This is a genomic window from Pseudomonas juntendi, assembly GCF_021560075.1.
GTDB classification, from domain to species: domain Bacteria; phylum Pseudomonadota; class Gammaproteobacteria; order Pseudomonadales; family Pseudomonadaceae; genus Aquipseudomonas; species Aquipseudomonas juntendi.
This window is the reverse complement of the sequence record NZ_CP091088.1, coordinates 1,389,905-1,404,897: the sequence shown is the minus strand read 5'-3', so window position 1 is coordinate 1,404,897 and position 14,993 is coordinate 1,389,905. Positions and strand designations below refer to the sequence as shown.

At 59.3% G+C, this 14,993-nt stretch carries 14 protein-coding genes; 4 read left to right on the top strand and 10 right to left on the bottom strand.

The genetic code is table 11. From position 1 onward, the window contains the following. The first annotated feature begins 311 nt into the window (after positions 1 to 311). Complete coding sequence (locus L1P09_RS06355) at positions 312 to 1,202, top strand: glycosyltransferase family 2 protein (RefSeq protein WP_029887676.1); 891 nt, start codon at positions 312 to 314, stop codon at positions 1,200 to 1,202. Here the strand turns inward: L1P09_RS06355 and L1P09_RS06350 are convergent. Next, complete coding sequence (locus tag L1P09_RS06350) at positions 1,199 to 2,395, bottom strand: O-antigen ligase family protein (protein ID WP_235768607.1); 1,197 nt, start codon at positions 2,393 to 2,395, stop codon at positions 1,199 to 1,201. The genes L1P09_RS06355 and L1P09_RS06350 overlap by 4 nt on opposite strands. Before the next feature lie 116 nt (positions 2,396 to 2,511). Beyond that, complete coding sequence (gene pyrF / locus L1P09_RS06345) at positions 2,512 to 3,213, bottom strand: orotidine-5'-phosphate decarboxylase (RefSeq protein WP_009685949.1); 702 nt, start codon at positions 3,211 to 3,213, stop codon at positions 2,512 to 2,514. Between the two features lie 182 nt (positions 3,214 to 3,395). Between pyrF and L1P09_RS06340 the strand changes: the two genes are divergently transcribed. Beyond that, complete coding sequence (locus tag L1P09_RS06340) at positions 3,396 to 3,563, top strand: DUF2897 family protein (protein WP_009685950.1); 168 nt, start codon at positions 3,396 to 3,398, stop codon at positions 3,561 to 3,563. Positions 3,564 to 3,815: 252 nt separating this feature from the next. Here the strand turns inward: L1P09_RS06340 and L1P09_RS06335 are convergent, their stop codons facing one another. After that, complete coding sequence (locus tag L1P09_RS06335; protein WP_029885250.1) at positions 3,816 to 4,151, bottom strand: ComEA family DNA-binding protein; 336 nt, start codon at positions 4,149 to 4,151, stop codon at positions 3,816 to 3,818. Positions 4,152 to 4,888: 737 nt separating this feature from the next. Between L1P09_RS06335 and L1P09_RS06330 the strand changes: the two genes are divergently transcribed. Beyond that, the gene (locus tag L1P09_RS06330) at positions 4,889 to 5,164 is read left to right on the top strand and encodes a DUF3077 domain-containing protein (protein WP_009685953.1); all 276 of its coding nucleotides are present in this window, start codon (positions 4,889 to 4,891) and stop codon (positions 5,162 to 5,164) included. 303 nt (positions 5,165 to 5,467) lie between these two features. Beyond that, positions 5,468 to 6,310, top strand: a complete 843-nt coding sequence (gene kdsA / locus L1P09_RS06325; protein WP_009685954.1) for a 3-deoxy-8-phosphooctulonate synthase — start codon at positions 5,468 to 5,470, stop codon at positions 6,308 to 6,310. A gap of 275 nt (positions 6,311 to 6,585) precedes the next feature. Here the strand turns inward: kdsA and L1P09_RS06320 are convergent, their stop codons facing one another. From L1P09_RS06320 to gmd, 7 genes are all read right to left on the bottom strand, one after another. Next, positions 6,586 to 8,592, bottom strand: a complete 2,007-nt coding sequence (locus tag L1P09_RS06320; RefSeq protein WP_009685956.1) for a polysaccharide biosynthesis protein — start codon at positions 8,590 to 8,592, stop codon at positions 6,586 to 6,588. A 105-nt stretch (positions 8,593 to 8,697) separates the two neighbouring features. Further along, complete coding sequence (locus L1P09_RS06315; protein ID WP_235768606.1) at positions 8,698 to 9,702, bottom strand: MraY family glycosyltransferase; 1,005 nt, start codon at positions 9,700 to 9,702, stop codon at positions 8,698 to 8,700. Then, positions 9,699 to 10,670, bottom strand: a complete 972-nt coding sequence (locus L1P09_RS06310; protein WP_235768604.1) for a UDP-glucose 4-epimerase family protein — start codon at positions 10,668 to 10,670, stop codon at positions 9,699 to 9,701. Before L1P09_RS06310 ends, L1P09_RS06315 begins: the two co-directional genes overlap by 4 nt. 142 nt (positions 10,671 to 10,812) lie before the next feature. Further along, positions 10,813 to 11,922, bottom strand: a complete 1,110-nt coding sequence (locus L1P09_RS06305; RefSeq protein ID WP_280070106.1) for a glycosyltransferase family 4 protein — start codon at positions 11,920 to 11,922, stop codon at positions 10,813 to 10,815. Further along, complete coding sequence (locus L1P09_RS06300) at positions 11,919 to 13,061, bottom strand: glycosyltransferase family 4 protein (RefSeq protein ID WP_125855022.1); 1,143 nt, start codon at positions 13,059 to 13,061, stop codon at positions 11,919 to 11,921. The genes L1P09_RS06305 and L1P09_RS06300 overlap by 4 nt, the downstream gene beginning before the upstream one ends. Beyond that, positions 13,058 to 13,954: a GDP-mannose 4,6-dehydratase gene (locus L1P09_RS06295; RefSeq protein WP_125920289.1), complete on the bottom strand. Its 897-nt coding sequence runs from the start codon at positions 13,952 to 13,954 to the stop codon at positions 13,058 to 13,060. Before L1P09_RS06295 ends, L1P09_RS06300 begins: the two co-directional genes overlap by 4 nt. Further along, on the bottom strand, positions 13,954 to 14,985 hold the full coding sequence (gene gmd, locus L1P09_RS06290; protein WP_009685964.1) for a GDP-mannose 4,6-dehydratase: 1,032 nt from the start codon (positions 14,983 to 14,985) through the stop codon (positions 13,954 to 13,956). Before gmd ends, L1P09_RS06295 begins: the two co-directional genes overlap by 1 nt. Positions 14,986 to 14,993 lie beyond the last annotated feature (8 nt).

Here is a 14,993-nt window from a genome sequence, read left to right as displayed (position 1 = left end):
TACCCGAATGCGCAGCCCCCGGAAGTTGCGGCCTGGCTTCACGCCGGGCTGCGCAGCACAGCCCCCCTCATTCCCGCACGCTCAGCAGGCGCCCGTGGCCCTGCTGGCGCCGCGAATTGCAGCACCCTTCGGCGTACCGGATTCACAGGTTGACCTTGCCTGTCCGATACCTGCCGTATCCCTTCGTTGCCCCTTCATTTAGAATGGGTAAAGCCTGAGCAAGACATTGGATTACCATCACTTCAGGCCTGGGCAAACAGGCAGTCTGCACCTAAGCGTCAGACAAAACGGATCAACGCTAGGGGTTTGAAATGTGTTCTGAGAATCACGCCGTTACTGACAATCCGTTGGTGACAGTGATCATCGCGTCTTACAACCATGCGCGCTACATCGAAGCCAGCATCATGAGCGTCATCAACCAGACCTACAGGAATATCGAGCTTCTGGTGATCGATGACGGTTCCAAGGACGACAGCCCCGCATTGCTCACGCGTTTGCAGCAGCAGCACGGTTTCTACCTACGCCTGCAGGCCAACCAGGGCCTGGCACGCACCCTCAACGATGCGATCGCGCAAGCCAAGGGCGACCTGATAGTGCCTTTTGGCTCTGACGACATCATGCTTGCGCACCGTATCGCCACCCAGGTGGCGTATATGCAGGGCAAGCCCGAGGTGGGAATTTGCTCAGCCAACATCGAAACCATCGACCAGGACGGCAAGGTGATGGGTGCCCGTGAGCAGCGCAACCGCAACCTGCCCTTCCGCCGCCTGGACTTCGACGATTTGTTCCTCGACCGCAAGCCAGGGCCCATGGCAGCCACTTTGATGCTGCGCCGTGAGGCCCTGGAAAAGGTAGGTGGCTTCAACCCGGATATCCGCCTGGAAGACGTTTACATCGAGTTGTCGATTGCTCGGGCCGGTTATTACATCGACGTGTTGGGTGAAGTACTGGCGCAGTACCGTGACCACCCTACCAATACCTTCAAGAACGGCCGCTTCATGGTTGATAACGTACTGCGAACCTTTGCAGTGTTCAGCGACCACCCGCAGTACGAGCAGGTTTGCATGAAATTCCGCAACTCCATGCTATTGAAGTACGCCAACCGGGACAAAGCGCTGAGCCGGGAAATGCTTGCGCAAATCCCGCTCAGGTACTGGAACCGCAAGACCCTGCGCGGGCTGTGGCGGTTGCTCTGGTCTTAAGTAACGCGGCCGCGCTGCCAATGGATCAGTGACTGCCCGTAGACCAGCGCCAACGGAATCCAGATCAGAAACCAATGCTCTTTCGGGCGTGACATGAATGCACTGCCTTCAGTCAGGCCCGAAACAAAGCCGAAGATCAGCCAGGTGGCAGCCAGCGTTACGCCAGGGTGCTTGCGATAATTCCAGCAGAAGTACATGGCCAGGCTGTAGATCGTCATCCACAGCACCAGGCCCACCACCCCGCCCGCGTACAGCACGCCCAACTCGATGTTATGGGGGTCGGCAAGCGTTTGCGCGAGGCCCGGAATAATCACGGTCATGGGCGTGTCGTAACCATGCCCCAGCCACGGATGCTCGCCAATCTGGCGCAGCGCCTCCAGCCAAATGGCCGGGCGATAGGACAAGCCCCGCTGCGTGATGGCCTCCGGGTACACCAGCACCATGCCCAGCAGCGCGACCAACACTGCAGCCAGCGCCAACAGACCGCGTTTACGGTCGCCGACGATAATCAGCCACGCCAATGCCGCGCCCAGGCCCATCAAAGGTGTCCGTGAACCTGTGGCTACTACCGTGGCGCCCAGGATCGCCAGCCACACCAGCGACATCGGGTCGAGCACGCGTTTTGCCTGGAACCAGTACGCCAGCCATACGGCTGTGAAAGCGCCCAGCACATGAGCGGTTAGTAGAGGGTTGTACAGGGCCCCGTAACCTTCCAGCCGGCTGGCACCCGCTGGCCGTTGGTAAAGCAGGAAATAGCCGAGGTACAGGGCCGCCGCTATCCCTACCAGAGTTGCAGCGATGCGCACGCACTGCTGAAGATGGGCTGGGGCATGCAGGCTGATCATGCCTGCCGATAGCAGCACCATGGCGATGTACAACGGCCTTTTCAGCAAGCTCCCTGCGGAGTTGGCCGAGTCGGACCATGCAATGCTCAGCATGGTGTACGCACAAAACACCAGGAATGCGATGAATAACGGATTGCCGGCCAGCTTTTTCAGCATTGCCGGCTGCAATAGCAGGGCCACCAAGGTTGGCAATGCCAGCAGGATATAGAACAGCTTGTGATAGAGAGAACGTTCCCCCACCCAGAACATGCCCGTGAGCATGACCAGCCAACCCAAAGGGAGAACATAGCTGTTGACCTTCCTTCCCCAGCGCTGGGCCGGGGATTCGACTAATACATCGGCTGACATTGACGTTCTCGACAAGAGTGGGGAACTCACGGGCTGCTTACTCGATGTGACCGTAACACAGGCATGTGAACAGAGCGCCTAACGCGCAAGGCTTCAGCCCAACGATGGCTCGGCACTCAGTTGCGAATTTCGGCAACAACGGCTGACAGCGCCTGGCCAGGGTTTGCCGCTTGGCTGATGGGCCGGCCGATCACCAGGTAATCCGAGCCGGCATCCAGCGCTTGGCGCGGGGTGAGGATGCGGCGCTGGTCATCCTGCGCGCTACCCGCGGGGCGAATACCCGGGGTCACCAACTGCAGCGCGGGGTGCGCCGCCTTCAAGGCCGGTGCCTCCAGCGCCGAGCAAACCAGCCCGTCCATGCCCGCTTTCTGCGCCAATGCCGCCAGTCGCAATACCTGCTCTTGCGGGTCTACATCCAGGCCGATGTCGGCCAGGTCTTCACGTTCCATGCTGGTCAGCACGGTCACGCCAATCAGCAACGGCTGCGGGCCGCTGCGCTTGGCCAGTTCTTCGCGGCAGGCCGCCATCATGCGCAGGCCACCGGAGCAATGCACGTTGACCATCCACACCCCCATTTCGGCCGCTGCCTTTACCGCCATGGCCGTGGTGTTGGGGATGTCGTGGAACTTGAGGTCGAGGAACACTTCGAAGCCCTTGGCGCACAGGGTTTCGACAATACCCGAAGCGCTGCTGGTGAACAGCTCTTTGCCCACCTTTACCCGGCACAGCGCAGGGTCAAGCTGGTCAGCCAGCTTCAGGGCGGCATCACGGGTCGGGAAATCCAGGGCGACGATCAGGGGCGTCTGGCAGGCGGACATGGCAGGGTCTCTTGGCAAGTCGAAAACGGCGCGCATTGTAAACGAAGTGGCGCGGGCTTTGGGGCCCGCAGGTCACGGAATTGGCCCGGCACGGGCGGGCACCTATAATTGAACCAACGGAACGGGTAATTGCTCAAACTTTACACACGCGTTGCCCATGGCCCGATCAAAGGAGAACGACAATGCCCTGGTATGCCTGGCTGATCCTCATCATAGCCCTTGGCTCCATCGTCGGCGGGTTGATGATGTTGCGCGACACGGCCAAGAAACTGCCGCTTACCGATGAGCAACTGCGCAAGGTGCATGAGCGCAACGCCGAGGCAGATGCCAAGGATGCGCGGGATCGCTGAGACGGTCCGCCGTTGCCTGGGGCGCGAGGGTTGTTTTTACGGCCACTTATAAACAGGGCTGGGGGGTAGTGCCTGTTAGTTAAGCGTTACTGGGGCTGCTTTGCAGCCCTTCGCGGGCACGCCCGCTCCCACAGGTTTGGCGCCGAACTCAAGAAATGTGCGATCCCCTGTGGGAGCGGGCGTGCCCGCGAAGGGTCGCAAAGCGGCCCCAAATTACTTAACTGACTGGCATGACCCCTGCCCCTCCTGCAGTTACTCCACCATCACTTTGTCCCGGTTGCGCTCCAGCAGGGCATTGCCTATCCCCTTGATCTCCAGCAACTCATCCACCGAGGCAAACGGCCCATTCGCTTCGCGGTAGGCCACAATAGCCTCGGCCTTGGCCTTGCCAATGCCATTCAGCTCCTTCTGCAGGGTCAGGGCATCGGCCTTGTTCAGGTCCAGCCGTTGCGGCTGCTGCACCTGCTGCTGGCTGACTATGGGCACCGGTTCGGCAACCGCTGCCGTATTGGCCGGGGCGGCACTGAGGGAAAAGGACAGGCTGGCGAACAGCGGCAGCAGCAGGTACGACAGAACGTTGTTACGCATGGTGAACACTCCTTGGGTTGGTCTTTTACAGCAGCCGGTTTCCTTCGGCTGTGCCAACAACCCTAGCGACTAACTCGGAAGCAAAACACCCACGCCCACCAGCGAATGGTTACCAGATCCGTCAACAAGCCTATCAACCTCGCCGACCCTCAGACTGCGCTCAAAGTCCCCCTTAGGTCTCGTCCCCATTCAGGCATGGCCTTGCCGACTGACCTGTGGGCAAATGCCTAAATCTCCGCAAGCGCCTGCCCACCCTTAGCCGGCTGTTTTCCCACAAGGCACGCCGCACAATGCCCCAAGAACCGGAAGCCTGACCTTGCCACTGTTGTCGGTGGAGGTGGAATGGGACGCCGCGTTACAAGACATTGACCTTGCCCTGGCCTTCGATCCCGATGGGACCAGTCAATCTGTCGAAATCAATTATGTCAGACTTTCCTGAAACGCTTCCCCGCCTCTTCAGCTTTGGACAACAAGCGAACTATCCTACGCTCCGGTCAGAAGCAGCTGAATAGCCGGGGAAATGCCCCAGGGATAACTTCACCGGGTCGCCGATTTGGTGACCGGGTGTGAGAACCTGCTAAGCACTGCTGCTCTCCTGTTCATGGCGGCCATTCGCGGGCAAGCTTCGGCTTGGCCGGTTTTCAGTGCATCGGTTTCTCACCCCGCGTAATGGCTGCCACCTTTGTCCGTGAGAAAGATCGAGGTGGTGGTTTCTGCCAATGCACTGGAACCCCAACATGAAAAACCACGACCAAGCCCCCATCCTAACCGCAGGCATCGAAACCTTCCTCGAAGCCGGCAACCCCACCCTGGACCTGCTGCGCGTGCAGCCCGGCGTTCCGGTAGACGATGCGTATGAGCATGTCTCCGTGCTGCTAGGCTACTGCAAGCACCTGGTACGCGAAGGCGACATGGAAGATGACCACAAGATGCTGGGCGCAGCGGATTACCTACTGGCCCTGGCCAAGGCCCTGATGAACGACATCGAAATTGCCAAGAACAAACGCCACTAAAAGCACTGGCACCAGGCAATCCAAAACCAGTGATCGGGTCGAGGTAACGGGACAAGCCCGTCCCCCGTCCACACCACCGGAGGTGCGGTTTTCCGCACCCGGCGGTTGGACAGCAGGCAAATGCGGCGATACCCCGACCGAAATTGAATGCATACCAGCCGGCCAAAAGCTCCCCTATCCGCTCATGCTCAAAGAGCGGCTGAAAGATTGTAGAATCCCCCCGTCCGCAGTTAGCAAGGGCATGCTGACTACAATTCACTTGCCATGTCCCAATGGCTGCCCTTTGGGCCTATCGAGTAAAAAATGATCAAGATCAACTCCACCATCGAATGCTCCAACTCGGCTCCTTTTGTGCTGTTCGGCGGCATCAATGTTCTCGAGTCTGAAGACCTGGCGCTGACCGCCTGTGCCGAATACGTGCGCGTAACGCAGAAGCTGGGCATCCCGTATGTGTTCAAAGCCAGCTTTGATAAAGCGAACCGCTCATCGATCCACTCCTACCGTGGCCCCGGCATGGAGGAAGGGCTGCGGATCTTCGAAAAGGTGAAGGCCGAGTTCGGCGTACCGATCATCACCGACGTTCACGAAATCTACCAGGCGGCCCCGGTCGCGGAAGTGGTCGATGTACTGCAGCTGCCGGCCTTCCTCGCCCGCCAGACAGACCTGGTGGTCGCCCTTGCCAAAACCGGCAAGCCAGTGAATATCAAAAAGCCGCAATTCCTTAGCCCGTCGCAAATGCAGAACATCGTGCACAAGTTCAAGGAAGCGGGTAATGACCAGCTGATCTTGTGTGACAGGGGCACGTGCATGGGCTACGACAACCTGGTCGTGGACATGCTTGGCTTCGGCGTCATGAAACGCACCTGCGAAGACCTGCCGATCATCTTTGACGTCACCCATGCCCTGCAAAACCGTGACCCATCCGGCGCGGCTTCCGGGGGCAGGCGTGAGCAGGTGGTAGAGCTGGCGCGTGCGGGAATGGGCGTGGGCCTGGCCGGCCTGTTCCTGGAAGCCCACCCTAACCCTGATCAAGCCAAGTGTGACGGCCCCAGCGCCCTGCCACTGGACAAGCTGGAACCCTTCCTCGCGCAAATCAAGGCGCTTGATGACCTGGTCAAGTCGTTCCCGCCGTTGACCATTGCTTAAGCTGCGATGATGAACTGGGCCGCTTCTGCGTCGGAAGCGGCCGTGTATCAAGACCCAGGGTTGCCGTCGAAAATGTCAACAACACCGACAATCGCGCCGCCGGGGTCCACCACCATCAAGGCACGGATCTTGTTTTCCAGCATGTAGGCTTCAGCGACCGACACGCGGCAATCTCCCGGGATGGTATGAGAGTTCAACTTCATGGATTCGATAACGGTGGAGTGAATGACCTGGTTACCCTTCAGCAAAACACGGCGCAGGCCGAAAAGCAGAAATTAGCTTTTTTGTTGTTGCTGGTAGATCCAGTCGACAATCTCACCTGATGGCGCGTAGCCGTTGACCAATTCCCTCAGTAATTGACGGATACGAGCAAAGTCATCCACGGCCACGGCATTGAGCAATACACCCAAACGGTCACGCAAAAGATCCCAGCTTATGTAGTCTTCATTCGCAACCATGATCATGGGGTGAACCGTAGGAGAAACGTCGTCACCGATCAACAGCTCTTCAAACAGTTTCTCCCCCGGGCGCAACCCTGTGAACTCAATTGCGATATCGCCGCTGGGGTTCGCTGGACTACGCACGCTAAGGCCCGACAGGTGAATCATTTTTTCGGCCAGCTCCACGATTTTCACCGGCTCGCCCATGTCGAGAACGAAGACGTCCCCGCCTTGGCCCATAGCCCCGGCCTGCACGACCAATTGGGCTGCTTCGGGGATAGTCATGAAATAGCGGGTAATTTTTGGGTGCGTAACCGTAATCGGGCCACCGCTTTTGATCTGCTTGTGAAACAACGGTATCACCGAGCCAGAGGAGCCCAGTACGTTGCCAAACCGCACCATGGTGAAGCGGGTTTTATTGACCCGCGCAACCTTGCTGCTGTCACCGTACAACACGGGAGCCGTCTCGCGGCTGAGGGCCTGTAAAATCAACTCCGACAGCCGCTTGGTGCCGCCCATTACATTGGTAGGCCGTACTGCCTTGTCGGTGGAGATGAGCACAAAGTTCGCGACACCTGACTGCAAAGCCGCCTGCGCCGTACAGAGCGTGCCATAGACATTATTCAGAATGCCCTCGGCCATGTTGTGCTCAACCATCGGCACATGCTTGTAAGCGGCCGCATGATAGACAGTGGCTACACGCCAGGTCGCCATCACATCCGCCAGATGTTGCTGATTACGCACTGAGCCCAGAATGGGCAATAGCCTCACCGAAAGCGATTCGCGTGCAATGCGCTGCTCCAGTTCGGTAAGAATCGCGTACAGGTTGTACTCACTATGATCGAACAGCAGCAAGGTAGTAGGCCCGAGCCCGATGATCTGGCGGCAAAGTTCTGAGCCTATGGAGCCCCCTGCCCCGGTAACCAGGACCGTTTGCTTGTGAATACAGCGTTCGAGCAGATCTTCCTGGGCTGGCACTGGATCCCGCCCAAGCAGGTCGGCAATGTCGACATCCTGAATGTCATCTACCTTGACCCGGCCACTGGCCAGGTCGGCAAAGGCCGGCACACTGCGCACATGCAGCGGGTAGGGCTCAAGCAGGGCCAGTATCTCTTTGCGCCGGGCGCGCGACACGGAAGGCAGGGCCAACAGGATCTCTTGCGCTCCGGTTTCCTTGATCATCTGCTGCAGATGCTTCGGTTTGTAGACCTGCAAGCCGGAAATAACCCGATTGGCCAGATCGCCATCGTCATCGATGAACGCCACCGGACGCATCACACGGCCCATGCGCAGTGCTGCAAGCAACTGGTTGCCGGCCGTGCCAGCGCCGTAGATGGCCACTTTGACCAAGCCGTCATCGCGGCTGGCGAACGGTATCTGATGGGCGCCGGTAAACCAGTCACCCATGAAATACTGGCGCATGACCAGGCGCAACCCGCCAATGATCACCATGCTCAACCACCAATAGTTGAACACGATGGAGCGAGGGACGAGGACCTGGTGGTTGCTGTACCAATACACAACCACGGCCAATATCAGCGATGACAGGGTGACCGCCTTGATGATCGCGACCAAGGCGTCATTACCGAAATAACGCATTACCGCCCGGTACATGCCAAAGCGAATGAACAGCGGAATGGCCACCACCGGTGCAGCCATGAACAACCAGCGATGCTCGACTATAGGGTTGTACATCTCGTCGATGCCCAGGCGCACGATGAACGACAACCACAGTGCTAGCCAGATCAACACCACGTCGGCGCACACTTGCACCAGGCGTTTTTGCCGCCTGGACAGATTGACGAGGTATTCACGCACCCTGCTGTTCTTCGCTGCGCTCATCTGGCATGCCTCAGCGCAAACAGGCTGCGAATGACGGCCGGCGGCGTTTCAGGGGCCAGGCGCAGGGTAGGTTCACCTGCTGGATGCCTTGGGAGCTTGCTCATCCTATTCTTTTTCCCCTGCTTTATAGATTAACGCCAACACTATCAGAGGTACGTAGGCCACCAAGGTTCCCAGTGCACCATCGAGCTGAAATACCACGACCACCATAGCCACGGGTAACAGCCAACCCAGGTTGATGGCCGCCACGGCCAAGGTGACTGTGCGGTGGCTGCCGTGGTGGCGGATCGCGTACTGGTAAGCATGGCTGCGATGCGCTTGGTAAACCTTGTCGCCGCGCAGCAAACGCCGAACCAAGGTAAATGTGGCATCCACCACGAACACACCCAAAAGTATTAACCACCCCCAGAATAATAGCGGGTTTACCCAACCTGCCAGTAACGCCAGCAGGCCCAGCACCATACCGAGGAAACCACTGCCCGCATCACCCATGAAGATGCGGGCGGGGGGGAAATTCCAGCACAGGAAGCCGGCCACCGTCGCAGCCAGCAACAGGGGTAGCCAGGCGTGATGAGCATGATCGGTTACCCAGTACAACAGGCTGGCCCCCACGCAAACGCAGATGGCCTCGACACTGGCGAGGCCGTCGATACCATCCATGAAGTTATAGAGGTTCAGCAGCCATACCAGGTACAGCGCGCCGAATAGGCTGCTCAGCCACAAGGGGGCCAGCGTAAAGCCAAACACACTGATGGGCGGCATGCCCCCCAGCCAAGCGAGGCCCCAGGCCGCAGCCGCAAAATGGCCCAACAGGCGCCAGCGCGCAGCGATATGCCCGTGGTCGTCCATGAAACCGATCACCGCCACCAGCCCCCCGGCGCCCAGCACCCCGACCACCACGGAGGGTGCGATAGGCCCTGCAATAGCCATACAAAGTGCTGCCAGCAGAAAAGCCACCACAAAGCTCAAGCCGCCGCCGCGTGGGGTAGGCAGTGTGTGTGAGCTACGTGCATTGGGAATGTCCATCAGGCTACGGGACAGCGCATAACGCCGCAGCGCTGCCGTCATCCACCATGCTGCCACGCCTGCCGCCAAAACGAGCCAGATCATGGGCGGCGCGCTTCCAGCAAAGATTGAGCGGTCATTTTCAGTCCTTGTTCCAACGTGTAGGGAGGGTACCAGCCGAGCAACTGCCGGTTCTTGGCAATATCCACCTGCAGTGAGCCGAGCAGGCGCTGGGCGAGGTCCCGCCGCCCCACCAACTGCGCTGCGCCATGCAACACCCCCACCGGCACAGGTAGCAGGCGCGCCGGCTGCCCCAGCACGCGACCTAGCGCATGCAGCAGTTGGCTGAGGGAAGCGTCCTCCCCATCGCTGGCCATGAAGGTCTGGTTGGCGGCGTTTGGATGGTCAATGCAGGTAATGATCAGGTCGACCAGGTTGGCCACCGACACCAGGCTGCGACGGTTGTCGACCTTTGCGAATGGCAGTGGCACACCACGCTGCACCCAACGCATCATGCTATGGAAATTGGCCTTGACCCCCGGCCCGTAGACCAGCGTAGGGCGAATCACAACCACCTGCATCGCGGTAGTCGCTGCCAGCTGGCGCAACCCCTGCTCTGCTTCGAGCTTGGACAGCCCATAGGCATCCTGCGGTGCCGGCACATCATCAGCATGCAGCGGCTTGCCTGGCTGGCTGAGCTCACCATTGACCTTGACCGAGCTGATGAAGATAAAGCGCCTTACACCTGCGGCAGCGGCCTGGCGGGCCAGATTGAGCGTGCCCTCGACATTGACCCGACGGAACTCGGCCAGGCTGTCGCTGGCAGTTTCCTTCATGACATGCACCCGGGCAGCGGCATGCACCACAGTATCGACACCGGCCAGTGCTGCAGCCCAGTCGGTGCTGGCGGCGAGGTCAGCGATGCGCACCGCTTGCGCACCCGCAACGGGCGCCTGGCCATTGCCACGCAGTGCGGCTCGGGTATCGAAGCCCACGTTACTGGCCAGCTGACGGCATAGCGCGCTGCCGATGAAGCCGCTTGCGCCTGTAACGAGTATCTTGCGTTTTTCCATATAGCTCTGTCTCGAGTCAACGGGGGCGCAGGTTTGAACGGAAATTGCCAGAGCGCAACCACTGCCCGATCCACCACCGTGCAACGCGCTTCGGTGCCGCAATGGCCTACCGGACTTGCTGCTTGGCTGCGCGGGTGAACAGCTAAAGCAGGCTACGATAGAGCTCGGCATAGCCAGACGCCATGGCCGATGCGGTGAATACCTGCTCATAGCGCTGCAACGCCCGCCCTCCCATGGTTTGGGCCATGGCCGGATCGTCCCACAACCGTTGCATGGCTTGCGCCAGCGCTGCGGCATCGCGTGGAGGCACTACCAGCCCCGTCTCGTCGGCCAGGTTGATGAACGTTGTGCCCGATCCCATTTCGCAGGAGATAAGCGGTTTGCCATACATGGCCGCCTCCAGCAGCGAGATGCCGAACGACTCCGAACGCAGGTGGGACGGGAAAGCGAAGGCGTAGCACAGTTCAAGCAACGCCGCCTTGTCGTCATCCGGCAGCCCGCCCAGGAACTGGACGTTGTGCAATCCCGCCTCCGCTGCCTGCTGCTTCAGCTGATGCTCAAGGAAGCCGCCCCCCATGATCACTACCGGCAAGCCGTTGATACGCGCGGCTTCCAGCAAATAATCCAGGCCCTTGTAATAGCGCAAGGCGCCAACGAACAGGAAAAAACGCTCGCCCAGGCGTTGCCGCCAATAGGCCCGCTTCTCGGCACTGGCGGCGGGGTAAGTGGACCGGTCCAGACCATAGGGAATAATGGTGACCTTGTCTTTGAACTGGGTCAGCACTGGGCTATGCGCGGCGTAATTCGGCGAAGATGCAACTATACGATCAACGCTGGAAAAAAACCGCCGCATCAAGGGCTGGTAGAGCTTGAGCAGCCACTTTTGCTTGACGATATCGGAGTGGTAGCTGACCACGGTCGGTTTGTTCAGCCGGGCCAGGAAGTGCACAACATCCATGTACGGCCAGGGGAAGTGGTAATGCACGATGTCTGCCTGCCTGGCGAGTTCGGCAAAATCCTTCATTGCCGACAGCGAGAAGCCCGTGGAGGCGACGTGCAAATCGAGCTTGGCCCGATGGGTGCGGTGGTTGGCCACGCGTTCGTCACGCCCTGAGCCCCGTGGGCTGAGGTAGAGCACTTCAGGTTCAACGCCGTGGGCTTGAGTCCCTTCGGCAATCTGGAAGATTACCTGCTCGATACCGCCCATGGAGTCCGGGTAGTACGTTTTGAAAAAATGCAGAACCTTTATCATCTTTCCCTGACCGACTTGTAAACCTCGACCGTTGCCTGGGCACAGCGCTCCCACGAGAAGCCGCCGGCATGCAACAGGCCCTGCTGCACCGCCGTTGCCCGCCAGGCTTCGTCCTCAAGCCCTTGCTGCAACAATGCAGTCAACCCTTCAACATCATCAGGTGCGCACATCAGCGCAGCCGGGCCTGCCACCTCAGGCAGCGACGAGCTGTTGGAGCACACCACGGGCACACCGGAGCTCATGGCTTCGAGCACCGGCAAGCCAAACCCTTCGTAATGCGACGGGAAGGTGAACAGGCGCGCGCCGGCGAACAGCAAAGGCAGGTCTGCGCTGGCCACGAACCCGAGGTAGCGGGCCCACCCCTGCTGCTGTGCCTGAGCGATACGGTCATGAATGGCTTCGCTGCGCCAACCATGGTAACCGGTAAGAATCAACGGCCAGCGCTGGCGCAGGGCCAGCGGCAGACGACTGTAGGCATCCAGTAGCGAGACGATGTTCTTGCGCGGCTCGATGGTGCCGACGAACAGGCTATAGCCGCCCGGTTCCAGGCCATGGCGGGCCAAGGCCTCGCGCAGGGCTTCTGTGCTGCGCGGGTGAAACCCTGGTGAGCTTGCCAACGGTACCGTATGGATACGCTCGATAGGCCAGGCAAAATAATCAGCCAGTTCTTGCCGGGTGTAATGTGAGTCCGTGATCAATGCATCAGCACGCTTGAGCGTAAGTTCCAGCTCTTTCTGCAGGTAGCGGGCAATTTGCGGTGCATGACAGTGTGCCCAGGTGAATGGGGAAAGGTCATGGAACGTGGCCACACTCCGCCCGCCGAAAGGTGGCAGATAATAATTGGGACTGTGGTAGATAGACCCCTCATGGCCAGACAATGCTCGCTTACGCAGATAGGGCATCAGCCGCCGGTAAGCCTCGACTGCCAGAGCGTTCTTTTGCACTAAGCGCTTTAGCCCGTGAACCGCATCTGACTGATCGGCAGGCTTAGGCAAGGCCGGCAAAAAACTGCGACCGGCAAAAAACCGTAGGTCTTCAATCTCTTGATTTTGCTGCAGCCGGGAGGCCAGCTCGAATGTGTAGCGCCCAATGCCAGTCAGCGGGAAGCGAATTGGCTCGACTGAAAGAATGAGCTTCATTGATTTGCAAGCATCCAACCCAGCGTTTCATCCAGCGACGGAGTTTCCCAGCCAGGTAGCAAGGCCCGCAGCTTTGCGTTGTCACCACACAGGGTTTTGACCTCGTTAGCGCGGACAAACGCCGGATTCACCTGTACCTCGAGTTGGTGCCCCGTGATAGCCGAGCACTTGCCGAGCACTTCGCGCAACGAATGGGTTGTACCAGAGCTGACATTGATCGCCTGCCCGACCGGCCGTGCTTCGATCAAGCCACGATAGGCCTGGACAACCGCGCGCACGTCACTGAAGTCGCGCCAGACATCCAGGTTGCCAAGCTCGATCACTTCGGCCTTGCGGCGAAAGTGCGAGACGATCTTGGGTAGCAGGAAGTTGTCTGCCTGCCCAACACCGGTGTAATTGAAGGGCCGCGCGATAACGATAGGCAGCCGATCACACCACAGCCTGGCCATGTATTCCATGGCCAGTTTGCTGACCGCGTAATCATTGGCGGGCGCCGGCAGCGTCTGCTCGTTCAGCAGCCCTTCGGAAACGTTGCCGTAAACATTGGCACTGCTGGCAAGCAACACACACTCAGGTGTTTTGCCGCAGGCCGCAATAGCTTCGAGCAGGTTGCGCGTACCTATCAGGTTGACCTGATAGAACGCGTCGGCAGCACCATGCCCTACAAAAGCAATGGCAGCCAGATGGACGATGACATCCGGCTGCAGTTCGGCCAGCAACGCGCGTAACCCAGGCCCATCGGCAAGGTCGGCCTGACGGTAGTCAGGGGCCTGCAGGGGCTGGCTGCCAGTGCCGAAAACTTCATAGCCAGCAGCTCGTAGTTCTGCCGCCATGTAGCGGCCGGTGAACCCGTGTATACCTGTGATGAGTGCGCGTTTGCTGGCCATTTGCATCAGAACGAGAACCCTTGTTCGTTACGACGCAGGTCGGCTTCGACCATCATGCGGCACAGCTCTTCGAGGCTGGTCTTGGGCTCCCAGCCCAGCACGTTCTTGGCCTTTTCCGGGTTGCCGATAAGCAGTTCGACTTCGGCTGGGCGGTAGAATTTCGGGTTGATGACAACCAGTACCTTACCGGTTGCAGCGCAGCTGCCCTGCTCTGCTTCGTCTTTGCCGCTCCACTTGATTTCAATACCGACTGCCTTGAAGGCCATGGTAACGAAGTCGCGTACGGTTTCGGTACGGTTGGTGGCGAGCACGAAGGTATCCGGTTCGGCAGCCTGCAGCATGCGCCACATGCCCTCAACGTATTCCTTGGCGAAGCCCCAGTCACGTTTGGCGTCGAGGTTACCAAGCTCCAGCTTGTCCAGCAGGCCCAGCTTGATCTTGGCTACCGAGTCGGTGATCTTGCGGGTCACGAACTCACGGCCACGCAGTGGCGACTCGTGGTTGAACAGGATGCCGCTGGTGGCGAAGATGTTGTACGACTCACGGTAGTTGATGGTCATCCAGTGAGCGTAGAGCTTGGCCACACCGTAAGGGCTGCGCGGGTAGAAGGGGGTGGTTTCGACCTGCGGAATTTCCTGCACCTTGCCGAACATTTCCGAGGTGGAAGCCTGGTAGAAGCGCGCCTTGGGGTTAACGATACGAATGGCTTCGAGCAGGTTGACCGCACCCAGGCCGGTGATTTCGGCGGTGGTCAGCGGTTGCTCGAACGACACACCCACAAAGCTTTGCGCGGCGAGGTTGTATACCTCGGTGGCCTCGGTGGTTTGCAGCAAACGGATGCTGGCCGACAGGTCGGTGAGGTCGTATTCGACCAGGTGCAGGTTAGGGTTGGTATGGATACCCAACTCCTCGATGCGCCAGAAGTTGACCGAGCTGGTGCGACGGTAGGTGCCGTAAACGGTGTAACCCTTTTCCAGCAGCAGTTCCGCCAGGTAGGCGCCGTCTTGACCAGTGATCCCAGTAACGATTGCTTTCATGCGACTTA

What these genes read in the sequence shown, in the direction of transcription:
- L1P09_RS06355 (WP_029887676.1), top strand. Translation starts at nt 312, where the DNA reads ATGTGTTCTGAGAATCACGCCGTTACTGACAATCCGTTGGTGACAGTG.
- L1P09_RS06350 (WP_235768607.1), bottom strand. Translation starts at nt 2,395, where the DNA reads ATGTCAGCCGATGTATTAGTCGAATCCCCGGCCCAGCGCTGGGGAAGG.
- pyrF (WP_009685949.1), bottom strand. Translation starts at nt 3,213, where the DNA reads ATGTCCGCCTGCCAGACGCCCCTGATCGTCGCCCTGGATTTCCCGACC.
- L1P09_RS06340 (WP_009685950.1), top strand. Translation starts at nt 3,396, where the DNA reads ATGCCCTGGTATGCCTGGCTGATCCTCATCATAGCCCTTGGCTCCATC.
- L1P09_RS06335 (WP_029885250.1), bottom strand. Translation starts at nt 4,151, where the DNA reads ATGCGTAACAACGTTCTGTCGTACCTGCTGCTGCCGCTGTTCGCCAGC.
- L1P09_RS06330 (WP_009685953.1), top strand. Translation starts at nt 4,889, where the DNA reads ATGAAAAACCACGACCAAGCCCCCATCCTAACCGCAGGCATCGAAACC.
- kdsA (WP_009685954.1), top strand. Translation starts at nt 5,468, where the DNA reads ATGATCAAGATCAACTCCACCATCGAATGCTCCAACTCGGCTCCTTTT.
- L1P09_RS06320 (WP_009685956.1), bottom strand. Translation starts at nt 8,592, where the DNA reads ATGAGCGCAGCGAAGAACAGCAGGGTGCGTGAATACCTCGTCAATCTG.
- L1P09_RS06315 (WP_235768606.1), bottom strand. Translation starts at nt 9,702, where the DNA reads ATGATCTGGCTCGTTTTGGCGGCAGGCGTGGCAGCATGGTGGATGACG.
- L1P09_RS06310 (WP_235768604.1), bottom strand. Translation starts at nt 10,670, where the DNA reads ATGGAAAAACGCAAGATACTCGTTACAGGCGCAAGCGGCTTCATCGGC.
- L1P09_RS06305 (WP_280070106.1), bottom strand. Translation starts at nt 11,922, where the DNA reads ATGATAAAGGTTCTGCATTTTTTCAAAACGTACTACCCGGACTCCATG.
- L1P09_RS06300 (WP_125855022.1), bottom strand. Translation starts at nt 13,061, where the DNA reads ATGAAGCTCATTCTTTCAGTCGAGCCAATTCGCTTCCCGCTGACTGGC.
- L1P09_RS06295 (WP_125920289.1), bottom strand. Translation starts at nt 13,954, where the DNA reads ATGCAAATGGCCAGCAAACGCGCACTCATCACAGGTATACACGGGTTC.
- gmd (WP_009685964.1), bottom strand. Translation starts at nt 14,985, where the DNA reads ATGAAAGCAATCGTTACTGGGATCACTGGTCAAGACGGCGCCTACCTG.